Genomic DNA, 24670 nt, shown 5'->3' on the forward strand with positions numbered 1-24670 from the left:
GCATGAAACGGAGTATAGGTGAAATCATATCAAGAACCGGAATTCGGATCCCATTAATACTATGGTCAATTGCCGTGCTTTATCCGATCATCTGGATGTTCATCGGGTCATTTAAATCAAACGCTGAAATATATGCCAATCCGTGGGGGCTTCCGGAAACGTGGAACGTCCAGAATTTCGTGACGGCCTGGACCGAGTATAATATTGATACAAGTGTGTTTAACAGTTTGATTGTTACAGTAGTGGGCGCGCTGCTGACATTGGTGTTGGCTATCCCGACTGCTTATGCACTTGAGCGGATCCGCTTTAAAGGCAGCAATTTTTTATTTACCTTATATATTTCAGCCATGATGATACCGATGGTGCTGGGCTGGATTCCGCTGTTTTTCCTGCTGGCCCAGTTTAACTTATTGGATAACATTTTCGGCCTTGCGATTGTTTATGCCATTAGTCAGCTGCCGTTTTCAATTTTCGTGCTCACCAGTTTTATCAGTACGATACCGAAATCGCTGGAGGAATCAGCGGCAATGGATGGCATGTCGCCATATGGCGTGTTATGGAAAATCATCACACCGCTTTCCATGTCTGGAATCATAACCGTGACAATCATGAACGCAATTCAGTTTTGGAACGAATATTTTATGGCATTGATCTTTCTGCAGAGTGAGGAAAATTATACGCTGGCACTGGCGATTGATTTTATCAGCAGTGAAGCGCAATATACAAACGCATGGGGGACATTATTTGCAAGCCTTGTTTTCGCGATTGTACCGGTTATCATTTTATATTCTATTTTCCAGCAGCGGATTGCAAAAGGCATGACAGAAGGTGCCATCAAGGGTTAATCAATAAAGCATTTGTCTGTTTTCGCATTATTCGAAAACAGACTGGATTTTTGAAAGGGTGTCCAGGTATGATTGAAGCAGGGCATCCTTTTTTTGATGTGGGTTGACAAAAGGCTTTTTGAACAACCTTTTAAAAGGAAATCACCAAAAAAATGGTGTCCCGCCCAAAGCGGGGCACCCATTGGTTATGAAAGAGGGGGTATCTTTCAACTTGTATCTATGATAAAACGAGAAATTCAAAACGTCTATCCAACTTCATGATTAAAAATGTTGTGCAAGTCTGTCAGTCAATGTCGAATGACCTGGTCGAAAAGTATGACGTCGCGCATGAGTTGCCACGATTCTTGGAAATTAATATACTGATTGTATTATGTCATAATAAGAGGTTTTGTGATGAGGATGCTGAATAATAAATGGGCTGTCTGGGGGCTGATGCTGCTTATCACAGTCATTTGGGGCTATGCATGGGTGTTTATGAAAGCCTCACTTAATTTTATGGGGCCGTTCACGTTCTCGGCGTTTCGGTTCGGAACAGGCGCAGCTACACTTCTGCTTGCCGTCTGGCTTGTAAAAGCAGGCAAGCCGCCGCGCAATATGTGGAAACATTTAATCGTCGTCGGGCTTCTGCAGACAACCATTGTGTTTACGTTTGTGATGTATGGTATGCAATTCGTCGATGCTGGCAAGTCATCTGTATTGCTTTATTCAATGCCGCTGTGGAGCAGTCTGTTTGCCGTGAAAATCTTGGGCGAAAAAATTACATCGGGAAAAATGCTTGGTCTTACGGTCGGCATGCTCGGCCTTGTTACGATTTTGGGATGGGACATTTTTTTCGTGCAGAATGCCGCGGTCATTTTTGGTGAGGTGCTGATTATCATTGCGGCGGTCGCGTGGGCTATATCGAACGTATACTATCGTGTCAAACTTGAAGGCATGACGCAGCTTCAGGTTTCCGCCTATCAGATGCTATTCGGGACGGCTGGTATCGTTATCGCCACGTTGTTCGCTGAGTGGGGAGAACCTCTCCAGTTGACGGGTGAAAGCATTTTTTACACATTGTTCACTGGTGTTCTGGCCTCTGCATTATGTTTTACTGTCTGGTTTTTGATTTTAAGTATGATTGATATGATTACAGCAACATTGTCGACATTACTTGTGCCGGTATTCGGGCTGTTCTTCGGCTGGTTGATTTTAGATGAAGAATTGACGAATAGTATTTTGCTCGGTTCTGCGATGATTATAGCCGGAATTGCTGTTGCCCAGGTTTTTGGGAAAGAGAAAACGCAGCAGGGTGTTCCAGAGACCAAATCTTCGGTCAAACGCTGAAGAATATACATCTAATAGAAAACGTCCCAGCTCCTTTAAAGCTGGGACGTTTCTGCACTTAAAAGAATAATAGCCCAATCGAAATCGGTATGAAACTGTAAAACAATATCAGACGGCGAAAGGCCATAATATCGCGGACATTTAATCCTGCAATCGCAAGCAGCGGCAGCGCCCAGAATGGCTGAATCATGTTTGTCTATATTCAGGTTCAAATCAAACCCATTCTGTACAAAGTGGTAGATGATAAATCCAAGCCCCATCAAACCGATCATGAGTGAGATAATTTGACTGTTTTCAAGGCGCTCGGCAGGCGTACTCTCTCCTGGGGGAGCTGACTCTTCCTCTTTATCCTCATAGTCTGTCGTATCCCGGCTTTTTCTACTTCTATTTAACACCTGGTCTTAATTGTGCTACATTATAATTATAAACATATTCCTTAAATCGGAGGTACATATATGACTGCACTATTAAAAGATAAAAATATTGTTGTGATGGGGGTTGCAAATAACCGCAGCATTGCGTGGGGGATTACAAAATCACTGCACAACGCCGGCGCGAACCTTATTTTCACTTATCGCCAGGAACGTTCGAAACAAAAACTGGAAAAACTTCTAAGTAAAAATGAGATTGAACCAAAACTGGTTGTCGCATGTGATGTGGAAGATGACGAAAGCATTGTCCAGGCGTTTCGGGAAGTTGGGGAACAGGTTGGCAACATTCACGGGCTTGTCCATTCCGTTGCGTTTGCAAACACCGATGAACTGCAGGGTGACTATGCTGATACATCACGCGAAGGTTATCTGATGGCACAGAATATCAGCTCTTACTCACTTGCTGCGGTTACCCGGGAGGCTCGCAAGTACATGACTGAGGGCGGTGGCATTGTGACGCAAACGTATCTGGGGGCTGAACGTGTGGTTCCAAATTACAATGTGATGGGCGTCGCCAAAGCTGCTCTGGAGGCAAGTGTGCGATATCTTGCTGAAGATGTCGGCAAAGATGGCATCCGCGTCAATGCCGTGTCAGCTGGACCGGTTAGGACGTTATCCGCCAAGGGTGTCGCCGGATTCAATGAAAAAATGTCGGTCGTGGAAGAAAAAGCACCGCTCCGCCGTCAGGTCGATCAGGATCAGGTTGGTGACGCAACCCTGTTTTTATTAAGTGATTTAGCACGGGGAGTTACCGGGGAAGTGCTCCATGTGGATTCCGGTTTTCATATTGTAACCGGCGCATAACCCATTCTATGATAACTAGCGGGCATTCTGAAAATGAGTGCCCGTATTTTCATTTGTTCATCCTGGCAGGGCATTAGTGTTTTTAAACGTTATATCCCCTAAATGAATTACAAGCCCTTCGACTCTCTGCATACGTTAAATCATATCAGCATACCAATCGCTTCCTTTTATACCCTCTATTGGCCGAAACAATAAAATCCCATCAATTGAAAATGATTCTAAAGGCCCAGCAAAAATATGAACAAGAAAACACAAAACAAACGTTTGTTCGCATTATTCGCTTATTTTGTGCTATACTACCAACCAAGAGCTGTTCTTTCAGGTGGGAAACGGTGACTCGTCTTTGCCGTCAAAGGGGGTGAGGCTTCTGGGTATGTTTGAAGTGTTTATGGTGCTGATTGGCTTCGGTACCATGTTGATTGGATTACTGGCGTTAATCGTCGAAATGATTAACAGAAAATAGACCCCTCAGAACCCTGCAACGGAATAAAAGAGAGGTCTATTCGTGAGAAGCCGAACCACTGATGGAACAGCTCAATCGACCACAGTATCTGCTGTGGTCTTATTACTATATGCAAATCTCTTCCTACATTATACCTAGAAATGACGGTGATGAAAAGAAAAAAGATTCTGGTATAAAGCGTAAATGCAATTTCATTCAAAGTGGGTGTTTTTCCCACTAAATTTTTTGAATTTTTTCTAACTGAAATAAGTGTAACTAAGGTTTTTGCCATTAGAGCCTGACGATAAGCTAAGTTTTCTAATTTGACCTCGTGTGCTATATTAGATTATAGACTTTGTACCTCATGATAGATTGAAAATAATTAAACTTTCCAGTCTGTTTGAAGGCGGCAATGGCTTATCGCCAAAGTATCTGGCGATAAGCCAAGTTTACTGATATAGAAGGGATACTTGAGGCATGGTAAATGATAATTCGAAAAGGATATATCAATTCCTGCTTGTAGCGGGAATAGTTATTGTAGCATTCAATCTTCGCCCTGCCATCACGTCTGTCGGACCGCTGATCGGTATTATCCGTGATGATCTCGGTCTGTCTAATTGGAGTGCAGGGATCCTGACAAGTTTGCCGCTGATAGCTTTTGCGCTCATGTCACCGGTCGCGCCGAAATTGGGGAACCGGTATTCTAATGAACGAACATTATTAATCGGTCTTGTTCTGCTTTTTATCGGAATTTCTGTGCGTTCTATTTCGGTATTTATCCTGCTGTTTATAGGCACGTTATTTGTCGGACTGGGAATTGCCATATGCAATGTGCTGCTTCCGAGTGTGATTAAGGAAAAATTTCCGCAAAAAGTCGGACTGATGACAAGTGTCTATTCAACATCAATGGGTATTTTTGCGGCATCAGCTTCTGGTTTTAGCATTCCGTTTGCGCAGGGTCTTAATATGGGCTGGCAACTGGCACTGCTTGTCTGGGCAACTCCTGCAGTACTTGGAATCATCATTTGGTCTTACCTGTCCAGGAAAGAAGCATTACCTGATGAGGAAGAAATGAGATATGTTAAATTGGGCGATAACCGGATGTGGAAATCGCCGCTTGCCTGGCAGGTAGCATGTTTCATGGGACTGCAGTCATTTTTGTTTTATGTAACGATTTCATGGCTTCCCGAAATTTTGCATAGTAATGGACTGTCAATGGCAACCTCGGGATGGATGTTGTCGTTCGCCCAGTTTGTCGGGCTGCCAGCCAGTTTTATTGTTCCGGTTGCAGCTGGTCGGCTAAAATCACAGCGAAGCATTGTGCTTGTGATGGCACTCCTGGCTTTCGGCGGTTATGGCGGATTGCTGCTGGGTGATTCTTATACGGTCATGGTAATCAGTACTGTCCTGATCGGCCTTACATTAAGCGGGACATTTGCGCTGGCACTGGCATTTTTGGGCATGCGTGCACGCAATCCCCAGCATGCAGCTATCCTGTCCGGGATGGCTCAAGCGCTTGGCTATACGCTGGCAGCGGCGGGGCCGATGTTTATTGGTTATTTATATGATGTTACGCATGAATGGACGATACCGCTTATGACACTTATCGGTGTAGCTTTTATAGTCATGATTTTTGGAATGGGCGCCGGGCGTGACCGGTATGTCCTGAGCTGAAGTTTCACTTAATTTAATGGATGTGACACAGATGGAACAGCAAGCCTATACGATTAAAGATTTATACTTTTGGCGGATCACTCTCAGCCTGGCACTGGCATCTTTTTTTGTCTTTGCCGGGATGTATGCCGTACAGCCGCTTTTCCCGGTTTTCGTAAAAGATTTCGGAGTCTCGGTATCGGCTTCAGGGCTTGCGCTTTCCATGACGATTATCGGACTAATTGCAGGGCTCATTGTCCTCGGGTTTTGGTCGGACAGGAGCGGACGCACTGTTTTTATTAAGCTGTCGCTTGCAGGTGCATCGATTCCATTTTTGCTTATACCGCTTTCAGACTCGTTTTTGCTTCTGCTTGTCTTGCGGCTTGCACAGGGATTCGCGCTGGCGGGGCTCCCAGCGGCGGCTATTGCTTACTTGAGCGAGGAAATTGATAAACGCAGTGTCCATGTGGCGACAGCGCTCTACATATCGAGTAATGCGCTTGGCGGTATGGCGGGGCGTGTCATGACCGGTTATATTACCGACCATTTCTCATGGGAAATCGCTTTTTACGTACTGGCCGTTATTGGACTGGTGATTTTGGGGGCGGTTATGTTTATGCTTCCGAAATCACGATTCTTTGCGCCAAGCAGGTTGCCGTTTTCAAATGATCTGAAGGCGTTTATTTTTCATCTGAAAAACCCGGCCTTGCTGCTCATATTTGGTCTTGGCATTGTGCTGCAGCTTTCATTCACCGGCATTTGGACGTATCTGCCGTTTTATCTTGAGGCGCCGCCGTTTTCATTGTCGCTTGAAGCCGTTTCATATATGTTCTTTGCATATGGCCTGGGTGTCATCGGTTCACCTCTTGCAGGCTGGCTTGCTGGGCGTTTCAGTTTGAAAATGATCCGGCTGACCGGTGTGTTTGTCATGGTCTTAGGCTTTTTGATAACACTCGGACCTGAGCTGTGGATGATCATTATCGGGCTTTGTGTGGCTTGTCTTGGGTTTTTTACAGCGCATTCTCTTACAGCATCATCCGTTGCCGAAGAAGTGAGCCACCATAAAGGGAGTGCGTCCAGTTTGTATCTGGTGTCTTATTATATTGGAGTTGCTCTTGGAAGTTCTGCCCTCGGTCCGTTGTGGAGCAATTGGGGCTGGATGGGGCTTGTCATTCTGCTTGCGTGCGTTCCTGCCATCTATGTGGTGATTATCCGTCTAATTCAGAACAGGAATAAACAGCACGCAGCCTCTTAATGTTTATCTCATAAAGGTCAAAAAAGGAAATCGCCATTGCAGCGATTTCCTTTTTATCAGTTATTTTTCATCATATCCGGAATTTCTGTCAGATCAATCCCCCATACGACAGGTAGCCAGAAGTAGATGGCTAGTGACACTAGTATTATACCGAAAATATTCAAGGCTACACCTGCTTTGGCCATATCCGGAATCCGCAAATAGCCGGATCCGAATACGACCGCATTCGGTGGTGTTGCCACCGGAAGCATAAATGCACACGATGCAGCCACGCCTGCAGCAATCATGACGGCATATGGATGAACGCCCAAAGCGACAGCCAGTGAGGCCATGATTGGGTACATCATGTTTGCTGTTGCTGTATTCGAAGTGATCTCTGTCAGGAAGATAACCATACCCGCTACAGCAATCAGTACAAGGAAGAGGTTAACGCCTTCAAGCACGGTTAGCTGGTTACCAATCCAGTCTGACAGCCCTGATGCTGTGAATCCACTGGCGATTGCCAAGCCCCCGCCAAACAGAAGCAGGATGCCCCATGGGAGTTTGACAGCTGAGTCCCAATCCAGCAAATGATCGCCTTCTTTGTTTTTGGCCGGAATGATGAACAGGATGATTGCCGCAGTCATGGCAATAATCGCATCATTGATGTTTTCGTTCACGTATTCAGTCAGGATAAATGAGCGCGTTATCCATGCCAGAGCTGCAAACGTGAATACGACAAGTACTGCTTTTTCTTCAAAAGACGCCCTTCCAAGATCAGCCTTTTGTGCTAGGATAACTTGCCGTCCGCCAGACAGCTGGTTCATTTTTTGCGGATATGCTATTTTCACCAAATAAAACCAGATGATGAAAATAAACAGCCAGGCAACGGGTACACCGAACAGCATCCATCCGGCAAACGAGATTTCAATCCCATATATATTATTGACAACACCTGCCAAAGCGGTATTTGGCGGTGTACCGATCAGAGTTGAAATACCCCCGACAGAAGCGGAATACGCAATTGCCAGCATAAGTGCTTTGCCAAATCCAAAGTTTTCTGCCGATGTGTCAATCGAATCATCGTCTTTCAGCTGGTCGGAAACCTGATAAATGATTGCAAGCCCGATTGGCACCATCATCATGGCGGTAGCAGTATTGGAAATCCACATGGACAGAAACCCTGTTGCAACCATAAAACCGAGAATGATTCTTTCGGTGTTGGTTCCGATAATCGAAATGATGGTCAGTGCGATCCGTCTGTGAAGATTCCACTTTTCCATAGCAAGAGCAATCATAAAACCGCCCATAAAAAGAAAAATGGTATCATCTCCATAGGATGATGTGGTGGCACCGATATCCAGTCCGCCTGTCAGCGGGAAAAGAATAATCGGCAGCAGTGATGTGGCCGGGATCGGGATTGCTTCCGTCATCCACCACACGGCAATCCATAATGTGCTGGCAAGTACAGCTTGACCGGCACTGGAGAGTCCCTCAGGCTGGAAAAACAATAATGTCACTATAAAAAGAATAGGTCCTAAAAACAGCCCGATATATTGAGCAGGTGAATACGAGCGGCGCTTATTGTTTCCGCCGTCCCCGCCGCCAGATTCTTTGGCACTGTTTGGGTTCGTGCTGTCAGATCCAAACTTTGAATCATTCGGCCGCACGAAAAAGTGCAGCAGATCTTTAGCCTGGTCATGTTTGTCCCATAGCCAGTCCCATGCAGCAGTAATCATACAGTTCCTCCTTTTTAAAATTAGTAATCGATAAAATGAAATCGATAACAGTAATCGAAATTATACATTATTATAAATTAAATATACAATAACGAGCAAACTTTTGTTATCCCGCCCCTCCTGAACGTTATGTTAAGCTGTTAATGAGGATGGAAACCTTTTTATTTGAAATGGACTATTTTGTTACGTATTACTAATGGGATTCGTCCTGATCTTGGCCAATGCGGCGCTGCCAGTAACCATAGAATGATTGCTTAGCAACCCGAAATATACTACAATTATCTGGTATGGTGCCGTAAAGTGGGTTAGTTTATGATACATAACGAACGCGAGCAGGAGACCTGCATTTGCCGGGTTCATTTCGGCGTTGAACGAGGGTGCTGCAATCGCAAGAATGTTTGACATAAGAGTAACAGAAAAGAGGAGCGTCTGAATGGCTATTAAATTGATTGCATTGGATATGGATGGAACGTTACTGAATAGTGAGGAAGCTGTTTCTGATTATAATCGGCAAAAGATTGCACAGGCATTGGCAAAGGATGTCCATGTCATACTCAGCACCGGCCGCTGGCTGAATTCATGCTATCCGTATGCCGAGTCGCTGAAATTGCCGTCTTTTTTGATTACCTGCAATGGCGGTGAAATCTGGACGGTTGAAAAGGAATTGAAAGAGCGCCACCTGCTTGATCCAGAGCGTGTCAAGCTGATGTGGGAACTGGCAAACGATCTGGAATTGAGAACATGGATGGTTTCGACTGACAAGATCTGGTATGGGACAGGGCCGGATAATTTTTCGGAGAGCGAGTGGCTTAAATTCGGCTGTGATTCGTATGACAGCGAAAAATTGGATACCGTCGTCAAGGAACTTTCGCACTATGATGACCTTGAACTGACAAACTCACTTCCGACGAACATTGAGGTTAACCCAAAAGGGGTCAGCAAAGCAAGCGCCCTTGAAAATGTGTGTAAGGAGCTTGGTTTTTCGATGGAAAATGTGCTGGCAGCAGGGGACAGCCTGAATGATATCAAAATGATTCAGGAAGCAGGTGTCGGTGTGGCAATGGGAAATGCCCAGGAAGCCATTAAGAATGTTGCTGACTATGTGACAGACACCAATAACCAGCATGGGGTCGGTAAAGCCATCGAGAAATTTGTGCTCCAGGATTGAACAGTCGTCCTTCTATTTGGCAGTTTTTGCACATATACTGTAACAACCGTGTCAATTTCAAAATTTTACTATTGGTTGGAAAAGGCGTATAATCGATATAATACCATGAAAGGGGATGCTGTTATGTCATTTTCCCGTGGACCAAAACAACCTATTCCAGAAGTAGAAACAAATGTATGGTCATGCACGAATGATAGCTGTGCAGGCTGGATGAGGGAATCATTTAGTTTTAATGAGGATCCGGAATGTCCGCTTTGTCAATCTTCAATGGCAAAAGAAGTACGTGTGCTGCCTGAACTGGAAGAATGAAGATCACATGAAAACCGGAATAAAACATCAGAATGGTCGTCTGAATAAGGTGTCTGTGTAGGGCATTTTTTAATATGTGCTGATTGATAACAGTATCTGCTGTTAATTTATAAGAATCTGCCTTGCGTGTATATAAACGAGGCAGATTTTTATAATCGAAAAAGACTAAATAGTGGATTAATTCCAAAACCAGTTGTATAATTTGAAATAGAGGATTCATCCAGACCCTCATCCATATGTAAGCGATTACAATTATAAAGGGAGGAATAGCAGGGTGAAGTATACAAATCCGAATACAGAAGGGGCTAAAGTTAATTTTCAGAAGCGGTATGACAATTATATTGGCGGGGAATACCGTCCGCCGGCAAACGGAAAGTACTTCGAAAATGTCAGCCCTGTGACAGGGAAAGTTTTTTGTGAACTGGCCAGGTCGACGAAAGAAGATGTGGAAGCGGCAGTTGATGCAGGATACGCCGCCAAAGATGCATGGGCACAGACATCTGTGGCGGAGCGTGCGGATATATTAAATAAAATTGCAGATCGGATGGAAGAAAACCTTGAAAGCTTAGCTGTTGCGGAAACGTGGGATAATGGAAAGGCAGTCAGAGAAGGTCTTGCAGCTGATATCCCGCTTGCAGTCGATCATTTTCGTTATTTTGCCGGGGCGATCCGCGCACAGGAAGGCGGTGTCAGTCAGATTGATAATGATACAGTAGCTTACCATTTCCATGAGCCGCTCGGGGTTGTCGGACAAATCATTCCATGGAACTTTCCTATTTTAATGGCAACATGGAAACTGGCACCAGCACTTGCAGCCGGTAACTGTGTTGTCCTGAAACCAGCTGAGCAGACCCCGGCATCGATTCATGTATTGCTTGATCTGATTAAGGATCTTCTTCCAGCGGGTGTTCTCAATATTGTAAATGGATTTGGCGTTGAAGCCGGGAAGCCGCTAGCATCCAACAGCCGGATTTCCAAAATTGCCTTTACCGGTGAAACAACGACAGGGCGGCTTATTATGCAATACGCATCAGAAAATATCATTCCGGTCACGCTTGAACTCGGTGGAAAGTCACCAAATATTTTCTTCCCTGATGTCATGGATAAAGATGACGGGTTTTTGGATAAAGCCATTGAAGGTCTTGTGATGTTTGCCCTGAACCAGGGTGAGGTCTGCACGTGCCCATCACGCGCACTGGTTCATGAATCCATTTACGATGAATTTATGGAACGGGCCATCAAGCGGGTCAATGAAATTAAAATCGGTCACCCGCTTGATACAGATACCATGATGGGTGCTCAGGCTTCACTGGAGCAAATGGAAAAAATCAAATCATATCTGGATATTGGTAGACAGGAAGGTGCCGAAGTGCTTGTTGGCGGTGGTGTTAACCAGCTCAAGGGTGATATGGAGGAAGGCTATTACATTGAGCCAACCATTTTCAAGGGCGACAATAAAATGCGGATTTTCCAGGAAGAAATTTTCGGCCCGGTGCTTGCAGTCACAACATTTAATGAAAATGATGAGGCCATGAAAATCGCTAACGACACACTTTACGGACTCGGAGCGGGTGTTTGGACACGGAACATTAACACGGCCTATCGTTTCGGCCGTGGAATTGAAGCCGGTCGTGTCTGGATGAACTGCTACCACCAGTATCCGGCACATGCGGCATTTGGCGGTTATAAAAAATCAGGTATCGGCCGCGAAAACCATCTCATGATGCTTGATCATTATCAGCAGACGAAGAATCTCTTAATCAGTTACAGTGAAGATCCGGCAGGGCTGTTTTAGATCCATTTGTTGAAAATAGCGGAAACTAGTTTCTCCACCATAAATTATACAGAAGGGGTGTGACAGATGGTCGAACGTGTAACGGCAACTGATGAGGCGCTGAATCTGATCAATACCTTGGAAGAGACACATGGTCCACTCATGTTCCATCAATCAGGCGGCTGTTGTGATGGCAGCTCACCAATGTGCTATCCGCGTGGCGAATTCCGTGTCGGCGAATCAGACGTGCTGCTCGGAGAAATCGGTGAAACACCTTTCTATATATCAAAAGATCAGTATGAATACTGGAAACATACACAGCTGATCATCGATGCCGTTGATGGCCGCGGCGGCATGTTTTCGCTCGAAGGTCCAGAAGGAAAACGGTTCTTAACGAGATCCAGGGTCTTCAGTGAAGAGGAACGAAAAACATTGAATTGAGAAAAATTCCATGCAGGCTCAGCACTGCATGGAATTTTTTGAATTAATGAAGATCCTCATTCCTTAAGCTGCAGCGCAAATATGAGCGGGAGAGCGGGAGAGTGGGTGACATGGGCCATGGGCGGGAAATGTAACAGCCCTGTAGAAAAGAGATTCGTTCACGCCGAGAATGAAATCCTCCAAGGGAATGAGATTTGCTCATAATGCTGGCAGATTTCAAGTGTGATAGATGTTTTATTCCTCTGTTTATACTAAAATCGAACTGAAAAGTGATTTGAGGGCATGATTAAAAAAATCTTTAGATGCCCCCATTTCCGGTTTTGTAACGATTATAGGTACAAAGGATTCTTTTAGGAGGTATGTATAGCTATGAAAAAGAAAATAGCATTGATTCAAATGGATGTGACGTATGGCGATCCGAAAGTGAATTTTGCTCATGTTAACAAGTGGGTGATGGATGCAGCAAAAACCGGCGCGGATATGGTTGTGCTGCCTGAGCTGTGGGATACTGGCTACGATCTGGAACGTTTTGATGTGCTTGCTGATAAAGATGCCCATGCGACAACTGAGTTTTTAAGTGAATTAGCAAACCAGCACAATATCACCATTATTGGCGGATCTGTTGCTGAAAATAGTAACGATGGCAAGAAAAATACGATGCTGGTGGTTGATCAGAATGGCGAGCTTATCCATAAGTACAGCAAGCTGCATCTGTTTCAGCTGATGGATGAGCATTTGCATCTCGTTGAAGGACAGGATGATGCCGATTTTGAATTGGAGGGTGTTCCTTCTGCCGGCTTCATTTGTTATGACATTCGCTTTCCGGAGTGGCTGCGCAAATCAGCGGTCCATGGCGCGAAAGTGATGTATGTTGTGGCAGAATGGCCAAAGCCCCGCGTTGACCACTGGAAGACGTTGCTGCAGGCGCGCGCGATTGAAAATCAATGCTATGTCGTTGCCTGCAACCGCGTTGGTGCGGATCCGAATAATGAATTCGGCGGAATGTCACTTGTGGTGGATCCATGGGGTGAGATTGTCACTGAAGGCGGAGAAGACGAGAAAATGGTCCTGGCTGAAATTGATTTGGATAAAGTGGACGAAGTACGTCAACGGATTCCGATTTTTAGGGACCGGCGGGAGGATAGGTATTAATAAATGTAACACCAATCATTTTAAACACGCATAAGCTAAATAGGCAGCACTGTTATTTCTTCAAGAAAGGGAGTGACCGCTTTGCCAAACTTGCATTACTATGTCACTGGTAACACAGCTGAAGGTCTGGTCAATCACCTTGACACTAATCTATATAAGATTAATCAGGTTATTGCACTAAAGCATCCATCGGCCCGGTTGAAAACGGCCATCGTTAAAAAGTTGGCTGAACTGTACAAAAACAGCAATCTGGAGATACTTGAAAGCGCGCTTGGCAATGACTATCTTGACGGTATCATTATTTCTGAAAAGTCCCTAGCATTCATCGATGCGAATGTGGCGACCATGAGCACTGAAACTCTTGATCTGACAAACTCTTTTCCGGCAAAGAAACAGGAATTATCGGCAGTCAATAGACTTACCCAAAAAGCATACGACAGCTTTGCAGAAGGCTTGAAAATCCACGATGAGCTGGAGGACATATACATTAATCAAATGGATTTTGGTCATGCGGATAAGTTCGCGGAACAATTCATCAATGATTTACTTAAAGATATTCCAAAGAAGAACCGACAGCCGCATACTTACACGCGACTTTTTGGAACAAACACTGCCGATGGTGTGGTGAATGTGGTGCCGCATCTTGTTAAGAATATAAAAAATGTCCACTATATTAAGGGCCGGGCAGGTACAGGGAAGTCCACGTTTATGAAAAGGATTGCAGCAGCATGCGCAGGTAACGGTTTGGATGTGGAGATGTATTACTGCAGTTTCGATCCAAATAGTGTTGATATGGTACTTGTTCGTGAGTTGGATTTTTGTATTTTTGACAGTACGGATCCGCATGAATTTTTTCCGCAGAAGGAAAGTGACAACATCGTCGACTTATATGATGAATTTATTGCCGCCGGGACAGATGAGAAATTTGAAACGGAAATTTATAATACGAATGCTCAATACAAATCGTGTATGAAAGAGGGCATCCGTTATTTGAAAGAGGCCGGCGAAAAACGACAAGCAATAGAGGACCAGTTCATGGCTGCTATTTCAGACGATGATGTTGCCCAATGTGCGCTATCAATTCGCAATTAATGGAAATTAATAGTTGTTTCTTTTCTAAAATTAAAAAGTATGGTATGATTTTTGAACAATACAACGCCTTTGTTGTCTTGTGCTGATAGTAAAATGAAGTGCCCATTCCTTACTATGTCCCCATAGTAAGGAATTTCTATTTTTGATAATTTTACTTACTTTTATCAATTTTCTTAACATTGATACGAAATAGACTTCATTTTAACAATTAGAATTATAAGGAGTGTTACGATGTCAAAACAGAATAATAAAGGCGAATTCAAGCCGTATGTGCCGGCTTCCCAAAATCCGCCTCAATTCACATGGGTGGCCATGGTTATTGGTGCGATCCTTGCGATTGTATTCGGTGCAGCCAACGCATACTTAGGCTTGATTGTCGGGATGACGGTATCTGCATCAATCCCGGCGGCGGTTATTTCTATGGCCGTGCTGCGGATTATTATGAAGCGTACATCCATTTTGGAAAATAACATTGTACAGACGATCACGTCGACGGGTGAGTCGCTCGCTGCAGGTGTCATTTTCACATTGCCTGCGCTGTTTATCTGGCAATTGGAGCCAAGTTTGACGACGATTGCCATTATTGCATTGGCAGGCGGCATTTTAGGTGTCGTGCTAATGATTCCACTCCGCCGTGCATTGATTGTCAATGAGCATGAAACGCTCCCATATCCGGAAGGTACCGCATGTGCCGAGGTACTTCATGCCGGTGAAGAGGGTGGTAAAGGTGCTAAACTGGTAATGGGCGGTCTTGGCATCGGTGCAGTATTTAAGCTGTTGACGGATGCAGTCAAAGCTTTCCCTTCATCTGTTGAATGGGAAATTTACAAATTTAAGAACGCAGCAATCGGTATGGATACATTGCCGGCAATGCTCGGTGTTGGCTATATCATCGGGCCAAGGATTGCTGGTGTTATGTTTGCAGGTGGTGTCCTGGGCTGGCTCGGTATTATTCCGCTGATCAGTTTTATTGGTGATGTCACTACCACTCCGATTTATCCAGGTGAAGTGCCGATATCTGAAATGGGCTTTCATGATATCTGGGATAATTATCTTCGCTACATTGGTGCCGGTGCAGTAGCATTCGGCGGTATTATGGGATTGATTAAAACAATGCCGACGATTGTTTCATCGTTCAAAGGTTCGATTAAAGGTTTCTCAGCATCCGGTGACACAACCGATCTTCGGACAGACAGAGACATCCCGATGTCATTAATTGTTACCCTGACAGTTGTATTTATGGGCATTTTATTGTTCTATCCAACCATTAATGTTGGTGTTGTCGGAGCCATCCTATTATTTATTTTTGGCTTCTTCTTCGTGACCGTATCATCCCGGATTGTCGGTGTTGTCGGAAGTTCTTCCAACCCTGTCTCCGGTATGACGATTGGTGCATTGATTTTTATTTCACTTGTGCTTTCTGCTATCGGCCAGACCGGACAAGCAGGGGCAGCGACAGCTATTATTATCGGTTCGGTTGTGTGTATTGCAGCGGCAATTGCAGGTGATACCTCACAGGATCTGAAAACTGGCTATATCGTTGGTGCAACGCCTAAATGGCAGCAAATTGCTCAGCTATACGGTGTTTTGATTACGAGTATTGTTATTGGCTTTATTCTGATTTTACTAGATAATGCGTATGGGTTTGGTTCAGAAGAGTTGCCTGCACCACAGGCCGTGCTGATGTCAATGATTGTTGATGGTATCATGAATGGTGATCTGCCATGGAATCTAATCTTTATAGGTGCTGCGGCTGCCGCGACAGTTGAATTGTTTGGTATCGGCTCTCTGCCATTTGCGGTCGGACTGTACCTGCCTATTCATACGACAGCACCAATTATGCTTGGCGGTATTATCAGCGGCATCATAAAACGCCGGTCGAAAAACAATGAAGAATTTGAAGCGAAAAATGAGCGCGGTATTCTGCTTGCATCCGGTTATATAGCCGGTGAAGCGTTAATGGGTGTCATTGTAGCATTAGCCGTAACAGCTGGAGTCGTCTTCCCTGAAGAAACAATCTTCGGACCTTGGGCTTCCTTGATTGCGATCGGTATTGTAGCATGGTATCTGTTCCGCATGGCTAATAAAAAGCCAGCTAAATAAAGAAACGCATTTTTCCCGGAGCCATCCTTTTATAAGGATGACTCCTATTTAATAGACAGTGTCATATGTGTAAATAAAGAAGTCTGCCGATATGGACCGGCAGACTTCTTTCATTTCTATTTAACCTCTTTTAGAATATCGGTTACTTTTTCAACGGTGTAACCACTGCCACCTTTATCCTGCGTATTTTCAACCATCATGGCGATTAAGATATCCTGATCTTCAGAAGGATACCCGACAAACCAGCCATTTTCCTTACCGTTTTCTTCTTCATCAGTCAGTTTGAGCTCCGCTGTCCCAGTTTTGCCGGAAATTGGAAAATCTGCATCCTGCGCTTGTTTGGCGGTTCCGTTATTAGCGGCAACCACGTCACGGAGTGCTTCTTGAATCAGTGTGGCATGATCACTGCTTATCAGTCCTTCTTTCCAGACCTGCCCTTTTTCGGTGTCGGCCAGCAATGTTGGTTTGAGCATATTGCCATCGTTTAATAACGGGGTATAGGTTAATGCCAAATGGAGGGAACTAGTTTCAATCTCTCCCTGGCCATAGCTCGTATTGGCAAGCAATACCTCATCATTAATCGAGCCGCTCGATGATATAGTAGATGCTGTTATCGGGTAGTCGAATGGCAAATCTTCACCAAACCCAAATTGCTGCAGACCATTAACGAATTTATCGCTGCCCATTTCGACTGCTTTTCTGGCAAAATAAATATTATCGGAGCGGACAAGTGCGTTAGTTATATCAACCGGTCCGTTCGACTCGCTCACACGGCGAACCTCATAATCGCCCCAGCCTTCACCGTTGCTCCACGTCAGGCCATTTATTTCCATGCCTTCACCGGGTACAATGCTTCCGTTATTCAGGCCAATTGCTGCCGTTACCGGTTTGATGGCTGAGCCGGGGGCAAATGTTGCAGAAAATCGGTTCAGTGTCGGTTTTTTCGGATCGTTTTGTAATTCATCATACTCAGACTGGGAAATGCCATATAAAAACTTGTTAGGGGCAAATCCCGGGCTGCTGACCAGCGCGAGTGTTTCCCCGGTCTTAGGGTTGATAGCGGCAGCAGTACCGGTATCATCACCATAAGATTCATAGATCGTTTCCTGGACCTCAGCATCGATGGTTGTCACGATATTTTCGCCGTTTTCCGCCTCTTTCTCAGCAATAACAGTTTCTTCTCCGTTTTCCCTGACGGCACTTATCTTAGCCCCTTCTTCACCCTTAAGTCTCTCCTCAAATAACGACTCGAGACCGCGTTGTCCAATCATGTCCTCTGAATCATATTTGTCAGAGTCAAGTTCTTCAAGATCCTCTGCCGTCACCTGGCTGATATAGCCGGTAAGGTGCGAGGCTGCCTCGCCGAGTGGATAGACTCGGCCGGTCGCTTCGCGTATGGAGACACCATCAACTTCGAGTAACTGGCTCACCGTATTCTCTGCAGACGGCGGTAATTTTTTGAGCGGTACATGCATATTTGGTTTTACCCAATCCTGATTCAGGCTGCTGTCAATGGTTTCAACTGAAATCCCCAGTAAGTCAGCAATTTCTTGTTTCGCCTGCTTCGGATCATCACCCAATTTTTCCGGTACAATACCGACTTCGTTTACTGTGTCATTAAGTGCTAATGGCATCCGGTTACGGTCGAGTATCTCGCCTCGCTTCGGTTCGGTCGTTTCCAGCCGTATGTCAGCACCATCCTTGATCTCGGGGAAAATAAACCCGGGATTCCATTTGACGAACCAATTTTCGTCTGAGTCGTCTTCTCCGCTTTCTTCTCTGATAAGTGTTGCTTCATAATCAAATGATATTGGGCCGGCTATCGATTCCATTTCAACGGTAAAAGGAAACTGTGCTGTCCCTTCATCCATAGCGGTTTCCATTTGCTCCTCAGATAGGTTTTCAAAAGATACCTGAAGGCTCGATATGTTTAAATCACTGTAAATATTTTCGTATCGGTCAACAAAATCCTCGGTTGGGTATGTCTCTTCCGAGTTTGAGCTAATCATCTTATACATTTCGGTGAATTCCTGGTTGTTCCAGTGATTGATATATTTTTCAAAGCGTTCCTGTGGTGTCGGTTCGTTATTTGAACACGCGGTGGCTATAAGCAGCAGAAAAAAAGAAAATAATATTGCTATTTTTTTCATGCAATCCCCTCTATCTCCCTTTATTTAGTATATCACGTCATCTATACGAAAACATGCAAACAATGCGGGGCACTTATCCTACGATTTCATTAGAAAAAAGGTGAAAGTCATTAGGGTTAACTTTTACCTTGCTTCCATGTGGTTTTTTAGTTCGGTTGTGACACGGCCCCACTCATCATCTGACACAATGTAGTACCATATGTCGCCAATATATTGGCCACTTCCGCTTATTTCCATAGAGTCAATCGTGCTCCGGGTCTGCCGGTAATCGGAAAACAACGTCTGCATCTGGTCGAAAGTCAGATCAGTTTTGACATTATCACCGACGATATCAAGGATGTTCGTGACTTTCGTGATACTTGAGAAACTCGCGCCTTTGTCGATCGCTGCTTGAATAACGCTGCGCTGACGCTCATTTCGGCCTAGGTCTCCTCGAGGATCGTCCTTACGCATGCGAATGTAATTTAAAGCTTCGTCACCATTCAAAGTTATGTCGCCTGCCGGGAAATCATAACCGCCTTGTGAAAATGCACGGTCATTTGTGACGGTAATCCCACCCAGGGCATCAATGCCTTGCCTGAAGCCTTCCATGTTCACCTTAATGTAAAAGTGGACAGGAACATCTAGCGTCTGGTTTACTGTATTCACGGACAGCTGCATATCCCCAAATGCATACGCATGGTTGATTTTATCCAGGCCATGACCTGGTATATTAACCCGTGTATCGCGGGGGATGCTGAGCATTTTCATGGAATCAGTATTTGGATTCATCGATACCAGAATCATCGTGTCAGAACGCCCCTTGTCATTTTCGCGTTCATCGACACCAAGCAGTAAAATATTAACCGATTTCTTTTCATTGAAAGTTGACTCAAGTTCCTTTTTCCGTTCAGGGTCATTATCCCTTGGCAGTGGATTGTGCATCGTTTCAGCTGTATCGCTGACTTTATCGTATATGTACACCAATCCTAACCCGGTAATTAATAATAACAATAATATAATGCCCCCGACCCAGTACGGCCATTTACGGCGTTTCTTGCGTTTATTTTCAACCCGTAAGCTCAAATGGATTCTCCTCTTCAGATTAATTGACTGCGAATTTATGTTTGGAAATAAAATTCTTTCTCTTTATAGACGTATGAGTGCTACTTGAAGTTTCATTATAATTTTGACTATATGCCATCTCAGATCACATTTCAAGTACGACACCTGAGTCATAATACCCAATTTGGTAAAATTTTGTTTTAACATGACAAAACTCGTCCCAATTTGACAAAACAAGACGTTCAAATATTAACGGAAATATAGTACTATAGTCATAGATATAAGGGAGCTTGCTCGGGGGATAGCATACATATAAGATGCAGGCCCAAAGTATGGTGTTGGGATTGAGGACCGACTGGAAATTTGATTGGAGGTTGCTTATGTTGAGGATGAATGAAAATGCGGCAATTGATCAGGAATGGGTCGAACTGATAAAAGAGGCTAAACGTATCGGGCTAACTGTTGACGATGTGCGCATGATGCTGGATAGAAATCCAAAAACATGTCATTCTTCATAAACTGACGTGCTCAATATAGAACCGTACACCTTTTTGTGATATAATTTAAGATGAAAGAGGTGTATGTGTTGATAGGTGAAAAGATTAAACAATTGCGCCAGGAAAAGAAAATGTCCATATCCGAACTTGCAGAAAAAGCAGGTGTTGCAAAATCCTATTTAAGCTCCATTGAACGAAACCTTCAGACAAATCCATCCATTCAGTTCGTCGAGAAAGTCAGTTCTGTTCTGGGTGTTCCGGCGAATAACCTAATCCGCGAAGATCATCTCTATGAATCATCAGAATCGTTAGATGGAGAATGGCTGCAGATTGTCCGGGAGGCGATGGACTCAGGCGTGTCAAAAGAACAGTTTAAAGAGTACCTCGATTTTTATAAATGGCGGAATCAGCAAAATAACTGATATTAGTGCGTGTTCAAAAATGAGGAAAACAGCCATCGACGAAATTCGATGTGTGATTGTTACCGGACTTTTTGAACAACCTCTATTAGAACCGTGAAGTTGAGGCTTGCGGTTTTTTAATGCTGTTTCTGAGAGGGATTAATTATCATATTTTAATACCTGGACGCTGGCACGCGTCGTGAGGAGATAGATTATGAAGAAATATATATACTGGCTGCTGCCGATATTATGGATGGGTGCTATCTTTTATTCGTCGGCACAACCATATGAGGAACAGGATATGAAGCCATTTATGGAAAGAGCGTTTGATCTATCCTTTCTGGTGCCATATCTTGATTGGATTTCATTTACATATCATCAGTCTGAAGTGAGTGTTGCGGCTTTAGGTGTGGAAGGATTGGTTGAATTTTTTATTCGGAAGGGTGCCCATCTCGGTGTTTTCTTTATCCTGATGTGTTTATTTTTTACGGCTGTAGCCAAGACAATCGGGCTGAAACTTCTGGGAGCGTTAACCTTATCATTTTTGCTGACAGCTGCATATGCTACTATAGATGAATTTCATCAAAGTTTCACAACAAACCGCACACCTTACCTTGGCGACGTTCTGTTAGATGGTGTCGGTGCCCTAAGTGCGGCGATTCTATTATTCTTTTTTCAGCGTTACCGGACAAAAAACACTGCCTCATGACGAAATAAGTGTGAGGAAAACAATGAATGTGACATATTTCGACAACATCATCCTGCAAAATGTGGTATGATTCTATTAAAACTAATAAAATATGTCAGAAAACGCCTGATAGTATACAATAGATCATGGATCGATGTTTGGCGTTTTTGACCACATTTAAAAGGCGGTTTTATAAATGGCAGAGCAAGAGCGATATAGACATTTGATGGAAAAGTTAATCAAAGAAACAGAAAACGCAAAAATTCAATCAGCAGAAGAAATGATCCAAAAACTAGTCAGCGAATTATCAGGTAATAAGTCGTATACACCAAATCATTAATGAACAAAGACTGCATTTTCTGGCGAAGATGCAGTCTTTATATGTGGTATGGGAAATATACTTGATCTGACAGCAAGCCTTATAGCGCCTAGGCGATATAAAAATGGACAGCACTGCACTCGGTATGCTACATTATCTGCAGTAAAGGGATAAAGTAAAACTTCAATCAGTGGGCGTTTTTCCCACTGAATGTTAGTTGAACAGAATCGGGCATTTAGGGAGAGTTAGCCGCCGTCTTTCGGCGGGTTACTGTCCATTACATGCGGGATAAAGGAATGAGATGATTGGAAAGCACCGTTTATATCAAAAATGCTTCCATTTTCACCGAAGAATATGGTGTTATGCATGGAGCATTATTAATAGAAGGTACCAACATAAAAGCGATACATACAGATGCACAATCACCGCCGGAAAATGCAGGCGTAATAGACGGGCAGGGGCTGAACCTTATCCCCGGATTTATTGATGGGCATATACACGGAGCAGCTGGGGCGGATGTCATGGATGCCACAGAAGAAGCGCTGGACACGATGGCTGGGGCGCTCCCCGCTGAAGGGACAACAAGCTTTCTGGCAACAACCATTACCCAAGCTCCGGAAAACATCAATAAGGCACTGGCAAATGTGGCCGCTTACCAATCGAAACAAGATAAGGCCGAGGTGATTGGGGTACATCTAGAAGGCCCTTTTATCGAAGTAAGCAAGAAAGGCGCCCAGCCGCTGGAACATATTAAGAAACCAGATATCGGTCAATTTAAAAAATGGCAGCAGCTGTCAGGTAATTCAATCAGGACGATTACCATGGCGCCGGAACATGATGACACAGGAGAATTCATTGCATATTTGCATGCTTCAGGTGTAAATGTTTCGGCGGGGCATACGGATGCCGGGTTTGAGGCCATCAAGAAGGCAATTCCGCATGGTCTTCGGCAACTGACACATCTCTGCAATGCAATGAATGGCATCCACCACCGTGATATTGGTGCGGTTGGAGCAGCATTTCGGCTGGAGGAACTAAGGGCAGAACTGATTGCTGATGGCATTCATGTTTCCCCGGAAATGCTCCAGCTGATCTATTCCAATGTCGGGAGTGAGCGGCTGATCCTGATAACCGATGCGATGCGTGCGAAATGCTTGCAGGCGGGCAACTACGAACTCGGCGGGCAGCCTGTAACCGTCACGGAAGATCGCGCTGTACTCGAGGATGGCACATTAGCCGGCAGTATTTTAAAAATGGCAGAGGGCGCCCGGCAAATGCTGCAGTTAAAGGATGCATCGATACAGAGTGTCTTGCAGATGGCGTCGGAAAACCCGGCGAAACAGCTCGGTGTTTTTGATCGAAAAGGCAGTATAAAGCCTGGCAAGGATGCGGATTTGCTGCTCGTTGATAATGATTTGAACATTAAATATACAATATGCCGCGGCGTAATTGCATATCAGGGGAGGTGAAGTGGATGGATATTATTCGTGTGAAAGATTATGTTGAAATGAGTGAAAGAGCCTGTGAAATCATGCGTAACCAGATTAAACAATTCGATAGTTCAGTGTTGGGGCTGGCGACAGGATCGACTCCGGAAGGCCTTTATCATCAGCTGATTGGAGAATACAAGAAAGGCAATATGTCGTTTGCTAACGTTACCACGTTCAATCTTGATGAATATGTCGGTCTGGCAACTGATGATCCGAACAGTTACCGGTATTATATGAATGAGAAACTATTCAGCCATATTGATTTGCCTGATGAACAGACTTATTTGCCCAACGGCGTTGCGGATGATCTTGAAAAAGAATGCCGTGATTATGAAGCTCTTATCAAGGGCGCTGGCTATATCGATTTGCAAGTGCTGGGGCTTGGGCTGAACGGGCATATTGGCTTTAATGAACCGGGCACGCCGGTTGACAGCCGCACCCATGTTGTCGATTTGGATGAATCCACGCGGGAAGCCAATGCACGTTTTTTCAATTCCCCTGATGATGTTCCGAAAAAAGCGTTGACAATGGGAATCGGCTCGATTATGGAAAGTAAACGGATTGTACTGCTCGTTTCCGGTGAGAAGAAGGCCGATGCGGTTAAACAGCTCGTAAGGGGTGAGATAACCGAGGAATTTCCGGCATCCATCTTGCAACAGCATGATAACGCCACATTGATTGCAGACGAAGAGGCACTGTCGAAACTTTGAGACAGTGCCTCTTCAAACTTCAGCCCGAGAGATCAAACTTCAGCCCGAGAGATCAAACTTCAGCCCGAGAGATCAAACTTCAGCCCGAGAGATCAAACTTCAGCCCGAGAGATCAAACTTCAGCCCGAGAGATCAAACTTCAGCCCGAAACCCAAACCCTCGTCCTGTTATACATCAATCTCCACATACGCAATTCCTTTATCGGCAAATGCTGCCTGATCACTAGTCAGCTCAACCACCCATGTCCGGAAGGCTTCTTCCTCGCCGTCGGGCACGTATACGATAAATTCCACTTTGTCAAGATAATTTGCCGAATCGAGGATATAGTCCGAATTGCGCAGTTCATTTTCCAGTTTTCCAAGCAGTGAATAGTCGACTGTGACCAAAATTCCCTGCATCAGTCTGCGCTTGACTACACCGGCCGTTTGAATCGCTTGCGAGGTGGTGCTGCTATATGCCCGGATTAAACCGCCGGCTCCTAGCTTGATGCCGCCAAAGTAACGCGTCACCACAACAGCGGTATCTTTCAAATCCCGCTTTTTCAGAACATCCAAAATCGGCACCCCTGCAGTCCCGCTCGGCTCCCCGTCATCATTAGCCTTCTGAATCTGGTTATGTTCGCCGACCATGTACGCGGAGCAATTATGTGTCGCGTCATGATGCTTCTTTTTAATTTCTTGAACAAAAGCTTTTGCTTCCGCTTCAGTTTCGACACGTTTAGCATACCCAATAAATCGGGACTTTTGTATGACTATTTGATCAAAATCTTCTTTTTTTACGGTATAATAGTTAGATAGCATGTTTTTTTTGCCTCCCGGGAGGTATTATACTGGATAGTAAGATATGGTGGGACTTGAA

23 protein-coding genes and 1 pseudogene are annotated in these 24670 nt (G+C 44.6%); 19 read left to right on the forward strand and 5 right to left on the reverse strand.

Going from position 1 to position 24670, the window contains the following annotated elements; genetic code table 11:
* Positions 1-2 precede the first annotated feature (2 nt).
* Positions 3-845, forward strand: a complete 843-nt coding sequence (locus ON01_RS16345) for a carbohydrate ABC transporter permease (RefSeq protein WP_010532086.1) — start codon at positions 3-5, stop codon at positions 843-845.
* Positions 846-1238: 393 nt separating this feature from the next.
* Positions 1239-2171, forward strand: coding sequence for a DMT family transporter (locus ON01_RS16355; protein ID WP_010532088.1), 933 nt, complete (start codon positions 1239-1241; stop codon positions 2169-2171).
* 58 nt (positions 2172-2229) lie between these two features.
* Here ON01_RS16355 and ON01_RS19995 read toward each other — a convergent pair.
* Positions 2230-2488: pseudogene (locus ON01_RS19995) on the reverse strand (TIGR00366 family protein); the annotation flags it as partial.
* A gap of 138 nt (positions 2489-2626) precedes the next feature.
* Here ON01_RS19995 and fabI point away from each other — a divergent pair.
* From fabI to ON01_RS16375, 4 genes are all read left to right on the forward strand, one after another.
* Complete coding sequence (fabI, locus tag ON01_RS16365; protein ID WP_010532090.1) at positions 2627-3406, forward strand: enoyl-ACP reductase FabI; 780 nt, start codon at positions 2627-2629, stop codon at positions 3404-3406.
* A 373-nt stretch (positions 3407-3779) separates the two neighbouring features.
* Positions 3780-3869: a putative holin-like toxin gene (locus ON01_RS19320; protein WP_245545020.1), complete on the forward strand. Its 90-nt coding sequence runs from the start codon at positions 3780-3782 to the stop codon at positions 3867-3869.
* Between the two features lie 456 nt (positions 3870-4325).
* Positions 4326-5522, forward strand: a complete 1197-nt coding sequence (locus tag ON01_RS16370) for a CynX/NimT family MFS transporter (protein ID WP_010532091.1) — start codon at positions 4326-4328, stop codon at positions 5520-5522.
* A gap of 31 nt (positions 5523-5553) precedes the next feature.
* Entirely contained in the window at positions 5554-6756 is a 1203-nt protein-coding gene (locus ON01_RS16375; RefSeq protein ID WP_010532092.1) for an MFS transporter, read from the forward strand.
* A gap of 56 nt (positions 6757-6812) precedes the next feature.
* Here ON01_RS16375 and ON01_RS16380 read toward each other — a convergent pair whose 3' ends face one another.
* The gene (locus ON01_RS16380) at positions 6813-8474 is read right to left on the reverse strand and encodes an SLC13 family permease (RefSeq protein ID WP_010532093.1); all 1662 of its coding nucleotides are present in this window, start codon (positions 8472-8474) and stop codon (positions 6813-6815) included.
* Between the two features lie 433 nt (positions 8475-8907).
* Between ON01_RS16380 and ON01_RS16385 the strand changes: the two genes are divergently transcribed.
* From ON01_RS16385 to ON01_RS16415, 7 genes are all read left to right on the forward strand, one after another.
* Complete coding sequence (locus ON01_RS16385) at positions 8908-9642, forward strand: Cof-type HAD-IIB family hydrolase (protein WP_010532094.1); 735 nt, start codon at positions 8908-8910, stop codon at positions 9640-9642.
* Between the two features lie 123 nt (positions 9643-9765).
* Positions 9766-9951, forward strand: a complete 186-nt coding sequence (locus tag ON01_RS19055) for a cold-shock protein (RefSeq protein WP_010532095.1) — start codon at positions 9766-9768, stop codon at positions 9949-9951.
* Positions 9952-10225: 274 nt separating this feature from the next.
* Complete coding sequence (gene exaC, locus ON01_RS16395) at positions 10226-11746, forward strand: acetaldehyde dehydrogenase ExaC (protein WP_010532097.1); 1521 nt, start codon at positions 10226-10228, stop codon at positions 11744-11746.
* A 66-nt stretch (positions 11747-11812) separates the two neighbouring features.
* Positions 11813-12166 (forward strand): DUF779 domain-containing protein, encoded by a 354-nt coding sequence (locus tag ON01_RS16400; protein WP_010532098.1) that lies wholly within the window; start codon positions 11813-11815, stop codon positions 12164-12166.
* Positions 12167-12535: 369 nt separating this feature from the next.
* On the forward strand, positions 12536-13318 hold the full coding sequence (locus ON01_RS16405) for a carbon-nitrogen family hydrolase (protein ID WP_010532099.1): 783 nt from the start codon (positions 12536-12538) through the stop codon (positions 13316-13318).
* 72 nt (positions 13319-13390) lie between these two features.
* Complete coding sequence (locus ON01_RS16410) at positions 13391-14410, forward strand: hypothetical protein (RefSeq protein WP_425357517.1); 1020 nt, start codon at positions 13391-13393, stop codon at positions 14408-14410.
* 231 nt (positions 14411-14641) lie between these two features.
* Positions 14642-16513 carry an OPT family oligopeptide transporter gene (locus tag ON01_RS16415; protein ID WP_010532101.1) on the forward strand — a complete coding sequence of 624 codons (1872 nt, stop codon included), beginning with the start codon at positions 14642-14644 and terminating at the stop codon, positions 16511-16513.
* Positions 16514-16629: 116 nt separating this feature from the next.
* Here ON01_RS16415 and ON01_RS16420 read toward each other — a convergent pair whose 3' ends face one another.
* Positions 16630-18663, reverse strand: a complete 2034-nt coding sequence (locus ON01_RS16420) for a penicillin-binding transpeptidase domain-containing protein (protein WP_010532102.1) — start codon at positions 18661-18663, stop codon at positions 16630-16632.
* Positions 18664-18786: 123 nt separating this feature from the next.
* Complete coding sequence (locus ON01_RS16425; protein ID WP_010532103.1) at positions 18787-19728, reverse strand: LCP family glycopolymer transferase; 942 nt, start codon at positions 19726-19728, stop codon at positions 18787-18789.
* A gap of 359 nt (positions 19729-20087) precedes the next feature.
* On the opposite strand from ON01_RS16425, the gene ON01_RS19325 reads away from it, so the two are divergent.
* From ON01_RS19325 to nagB, 6 genes are all read left to right on the forward strand, one after another.
* Positions 20088-20225 carry an anti-repressor SinI family protein gene (locus ON01_RS19325; RefSeq protein WP_010532104.1) on the forward strand — a complete coding sequence of 46 codons (138 nt, stop codon included), beginning with the start codon at positions 20088-20090 and terminating at the stop codon, positions 20223-20225.
* A 68-nt stretch (positions 20226-20293) separates the two neighbouring features.
* Positions 20294-20626, forward strand: coding sequence for a helix-turn-helix domain-containing protein (locus ON01_RS16430; protein WP_010532105.1), 333 nt, complete (start codon positions 20294-20296; stop codon positions 20624-20626).
* A gap of 193 nt (positions 20627-20819) precedes the next feature.
* On the forward strand, positions 20820-21314 hold the full coding sequence (locus tag ON01_RS16435; RefSeq protein WP_010532106.1) for a VanZ family protein: 495 nt from the start codon (positions 20820-20822) through the stop codon (positions 21312-21314).
* 175 nt (positions 21315-21489) lie between these two features.
* Complete coding sequence (locus tag ON01_RS19665; RefSeq protein WP_175284971.1) at positions 21490-21633, forward strand: hypothetical protein; 144 nt, start codon at positions 21490-21492, stop codon at positions 21631-21633.
* A gap of 284 nt (positions 21634-21917) precedes the next feature.
* Positions 21918-23081, forward strand: a complete 1164-nt coding sequence (gene nagA, locus ON01_RS16440; protein ID WP_010532107.1) for an N-acetylglucosamine-6-phosphate deacetylase — start codon at positions 21918-21920, stop codon at positions 23079-23081.
* Between the two features lie 5 nt (positions 23082-23086).
* A complete protein-coding gene (gene nagB / locus ON01_RS16445) occupies positions 23087-23812 on the forward strand; it encodes a glucosamine-6-phosphate deaminase (protein ID WP_010532108.1) in 726 nt (241 codons plus the stop codon).
* Positions 23813-23979: 167 nt separating this feature from the next.
* Here the strand turns inward: nagB and ON01_RS16450 are convergent, their stop codons facing one another.
* Positions 23980-24612 carry a YigZ family protein gene (locus ON01_RS16450; protein WP_010532109.1) on the reverse strand — a complete coding sequence of 211 codons (633 nt, stop codon included), beginning with the start codon at positions 24610-24612 and terminating at the stop codon, positions 23980-23982.
* Positions 24613-24670: the final 58 nt, after the last annotated feature.

Origin of the sequence: Lentibacillus jeotgali, from assembly GCF_000224785.1 — a bacterium.
In the GTDB taxonomy this organism is placed as follows: domain Bacteria; phylum Bacillota; class Bacilli; order Bacillales; family Amphibacillaceae; genus Lentibacillus; species Lentibacillus jeotgali.

Bases quoted from the DNA above. Each gene is read 5' to 3' on its own strand.
- ON01_RS16400 (WP_010532098.1), top strand. From the start codon at position 11,813: ATGGTCGAACGTGTAACGGCAACTGATGAGGCGCTGAATCTGATCAAT.
- ON01_RS16375 (WP_010532092.1), top strand. From the start codon at position 5,554: ATGGAACAGCAAGCCTATACGATTAAAGATTTATACTTTTGGCGGATC.
- ON01_RS19055 (WP_010532095.1), top strand. From the start codon at position 9,766: ATGTCATTTTCCCGTGGACCAAAACAACCTATTCCAGAAGTAGAAACA.
- ON01_RS16435 (WP_010532106.1), top strand. From the start codon at position 20,820: ATGAAGAAATATATATACTGGCTGCTGCCGATATTATGGATGGGTGCT.
- nagB (WP_010532108.1), top strand. From the start codon at position 23,087: ATGGATATTATTCGTGTGAAAGATTATGTTGAAATGAGTGAAAGAGCC.
- ON01_RS16385 (WP_010532094.1), top strand. From the start codon at position 8,908: ATGGCTATTAAATTGATTGCATTGGATATGGATGGAACGTTACTGAAT.
- ON01_RS16405 (WP_010532099.1), top strand. From the start codon at position 12,536: ATGAAAAAGAAAATAGCATTGATTCAAATGGATGTGACGTATGGCGAT.
- ON01_RS19320 (WP_245545020.1), top strand. From the start codon at position 3,780: ATGTTTGAAGTGTTTATGGTGCTGATTGGCTTCGGTACCATGTTGATT.
- ON01_RS16420 (WP_010532102.1), bottom strand. From the start codon at position 18,663: ATGAAAAAAATAGCAATATTATTTTCTTTTTTTCTGCTGCTTATAGCC.
- ON01_RS16415 (WP_010532101.1), top strand. From the start codon at position 14,642: ATGTCAAAACAGAATAATAAAGGCGAATTCAAGCCGTATGTGCCGGCT.
- ON01_RS19325 (WP_010532104.1), top strand. From the start codon at position 20,088: ATGTTGAGGATGAATGAAAATGCGGCAATTGATCAGGAATGGGTCGAA.
- ON01_RS16370 (WP_010532091.1), top strand. From the start codon at position 4,326: ATGGTAAATGATAATTCGAAAAGGATATATCAATTCCTGCTTGTAGCG.
- ON01_RS19665 (WP_175284971.1), top strand. From the start codon at position 21,490: ATGGCAGAGCAAGAGCGATATAGACATTTGATGGAAAAGTTAATCAAA.
- ON01_RS16380 (WP_010532093.1), bottom strand. From the start codon at position 8,474: ATGATTACTGCTGCATGGGACTGGCTATGGGACAAACATGACCAGGCT.
- ON01_RS16345 (WP_010532086.1), top strand. From the start codon at position 3: ATGAAACGGAGTATAGGTGAAATCATATCAAGAACCGGAATTCGGATC.
- ON01_RS16450 (WP_010532109.1), bottom strand. From the start codon at position 24,612: ATGCTATCTAACTATTATACCGTAAAAAAAGAAGATTTTGATCAAATA.
- fabI (WP_010532090.1), top strand. From the start codon at position 2,627: ATGACTGCACTATTAAAAGATAAAAATATTGTTGTGATGGGGGTTGCA.
- ON01_RS16355 (WP_010532088.1), top strand. From the start codon at position 1,239: ATGAGGATGCTGAATAATAAATGGGCTGTCTGGGGGCTGATGCTGCTT.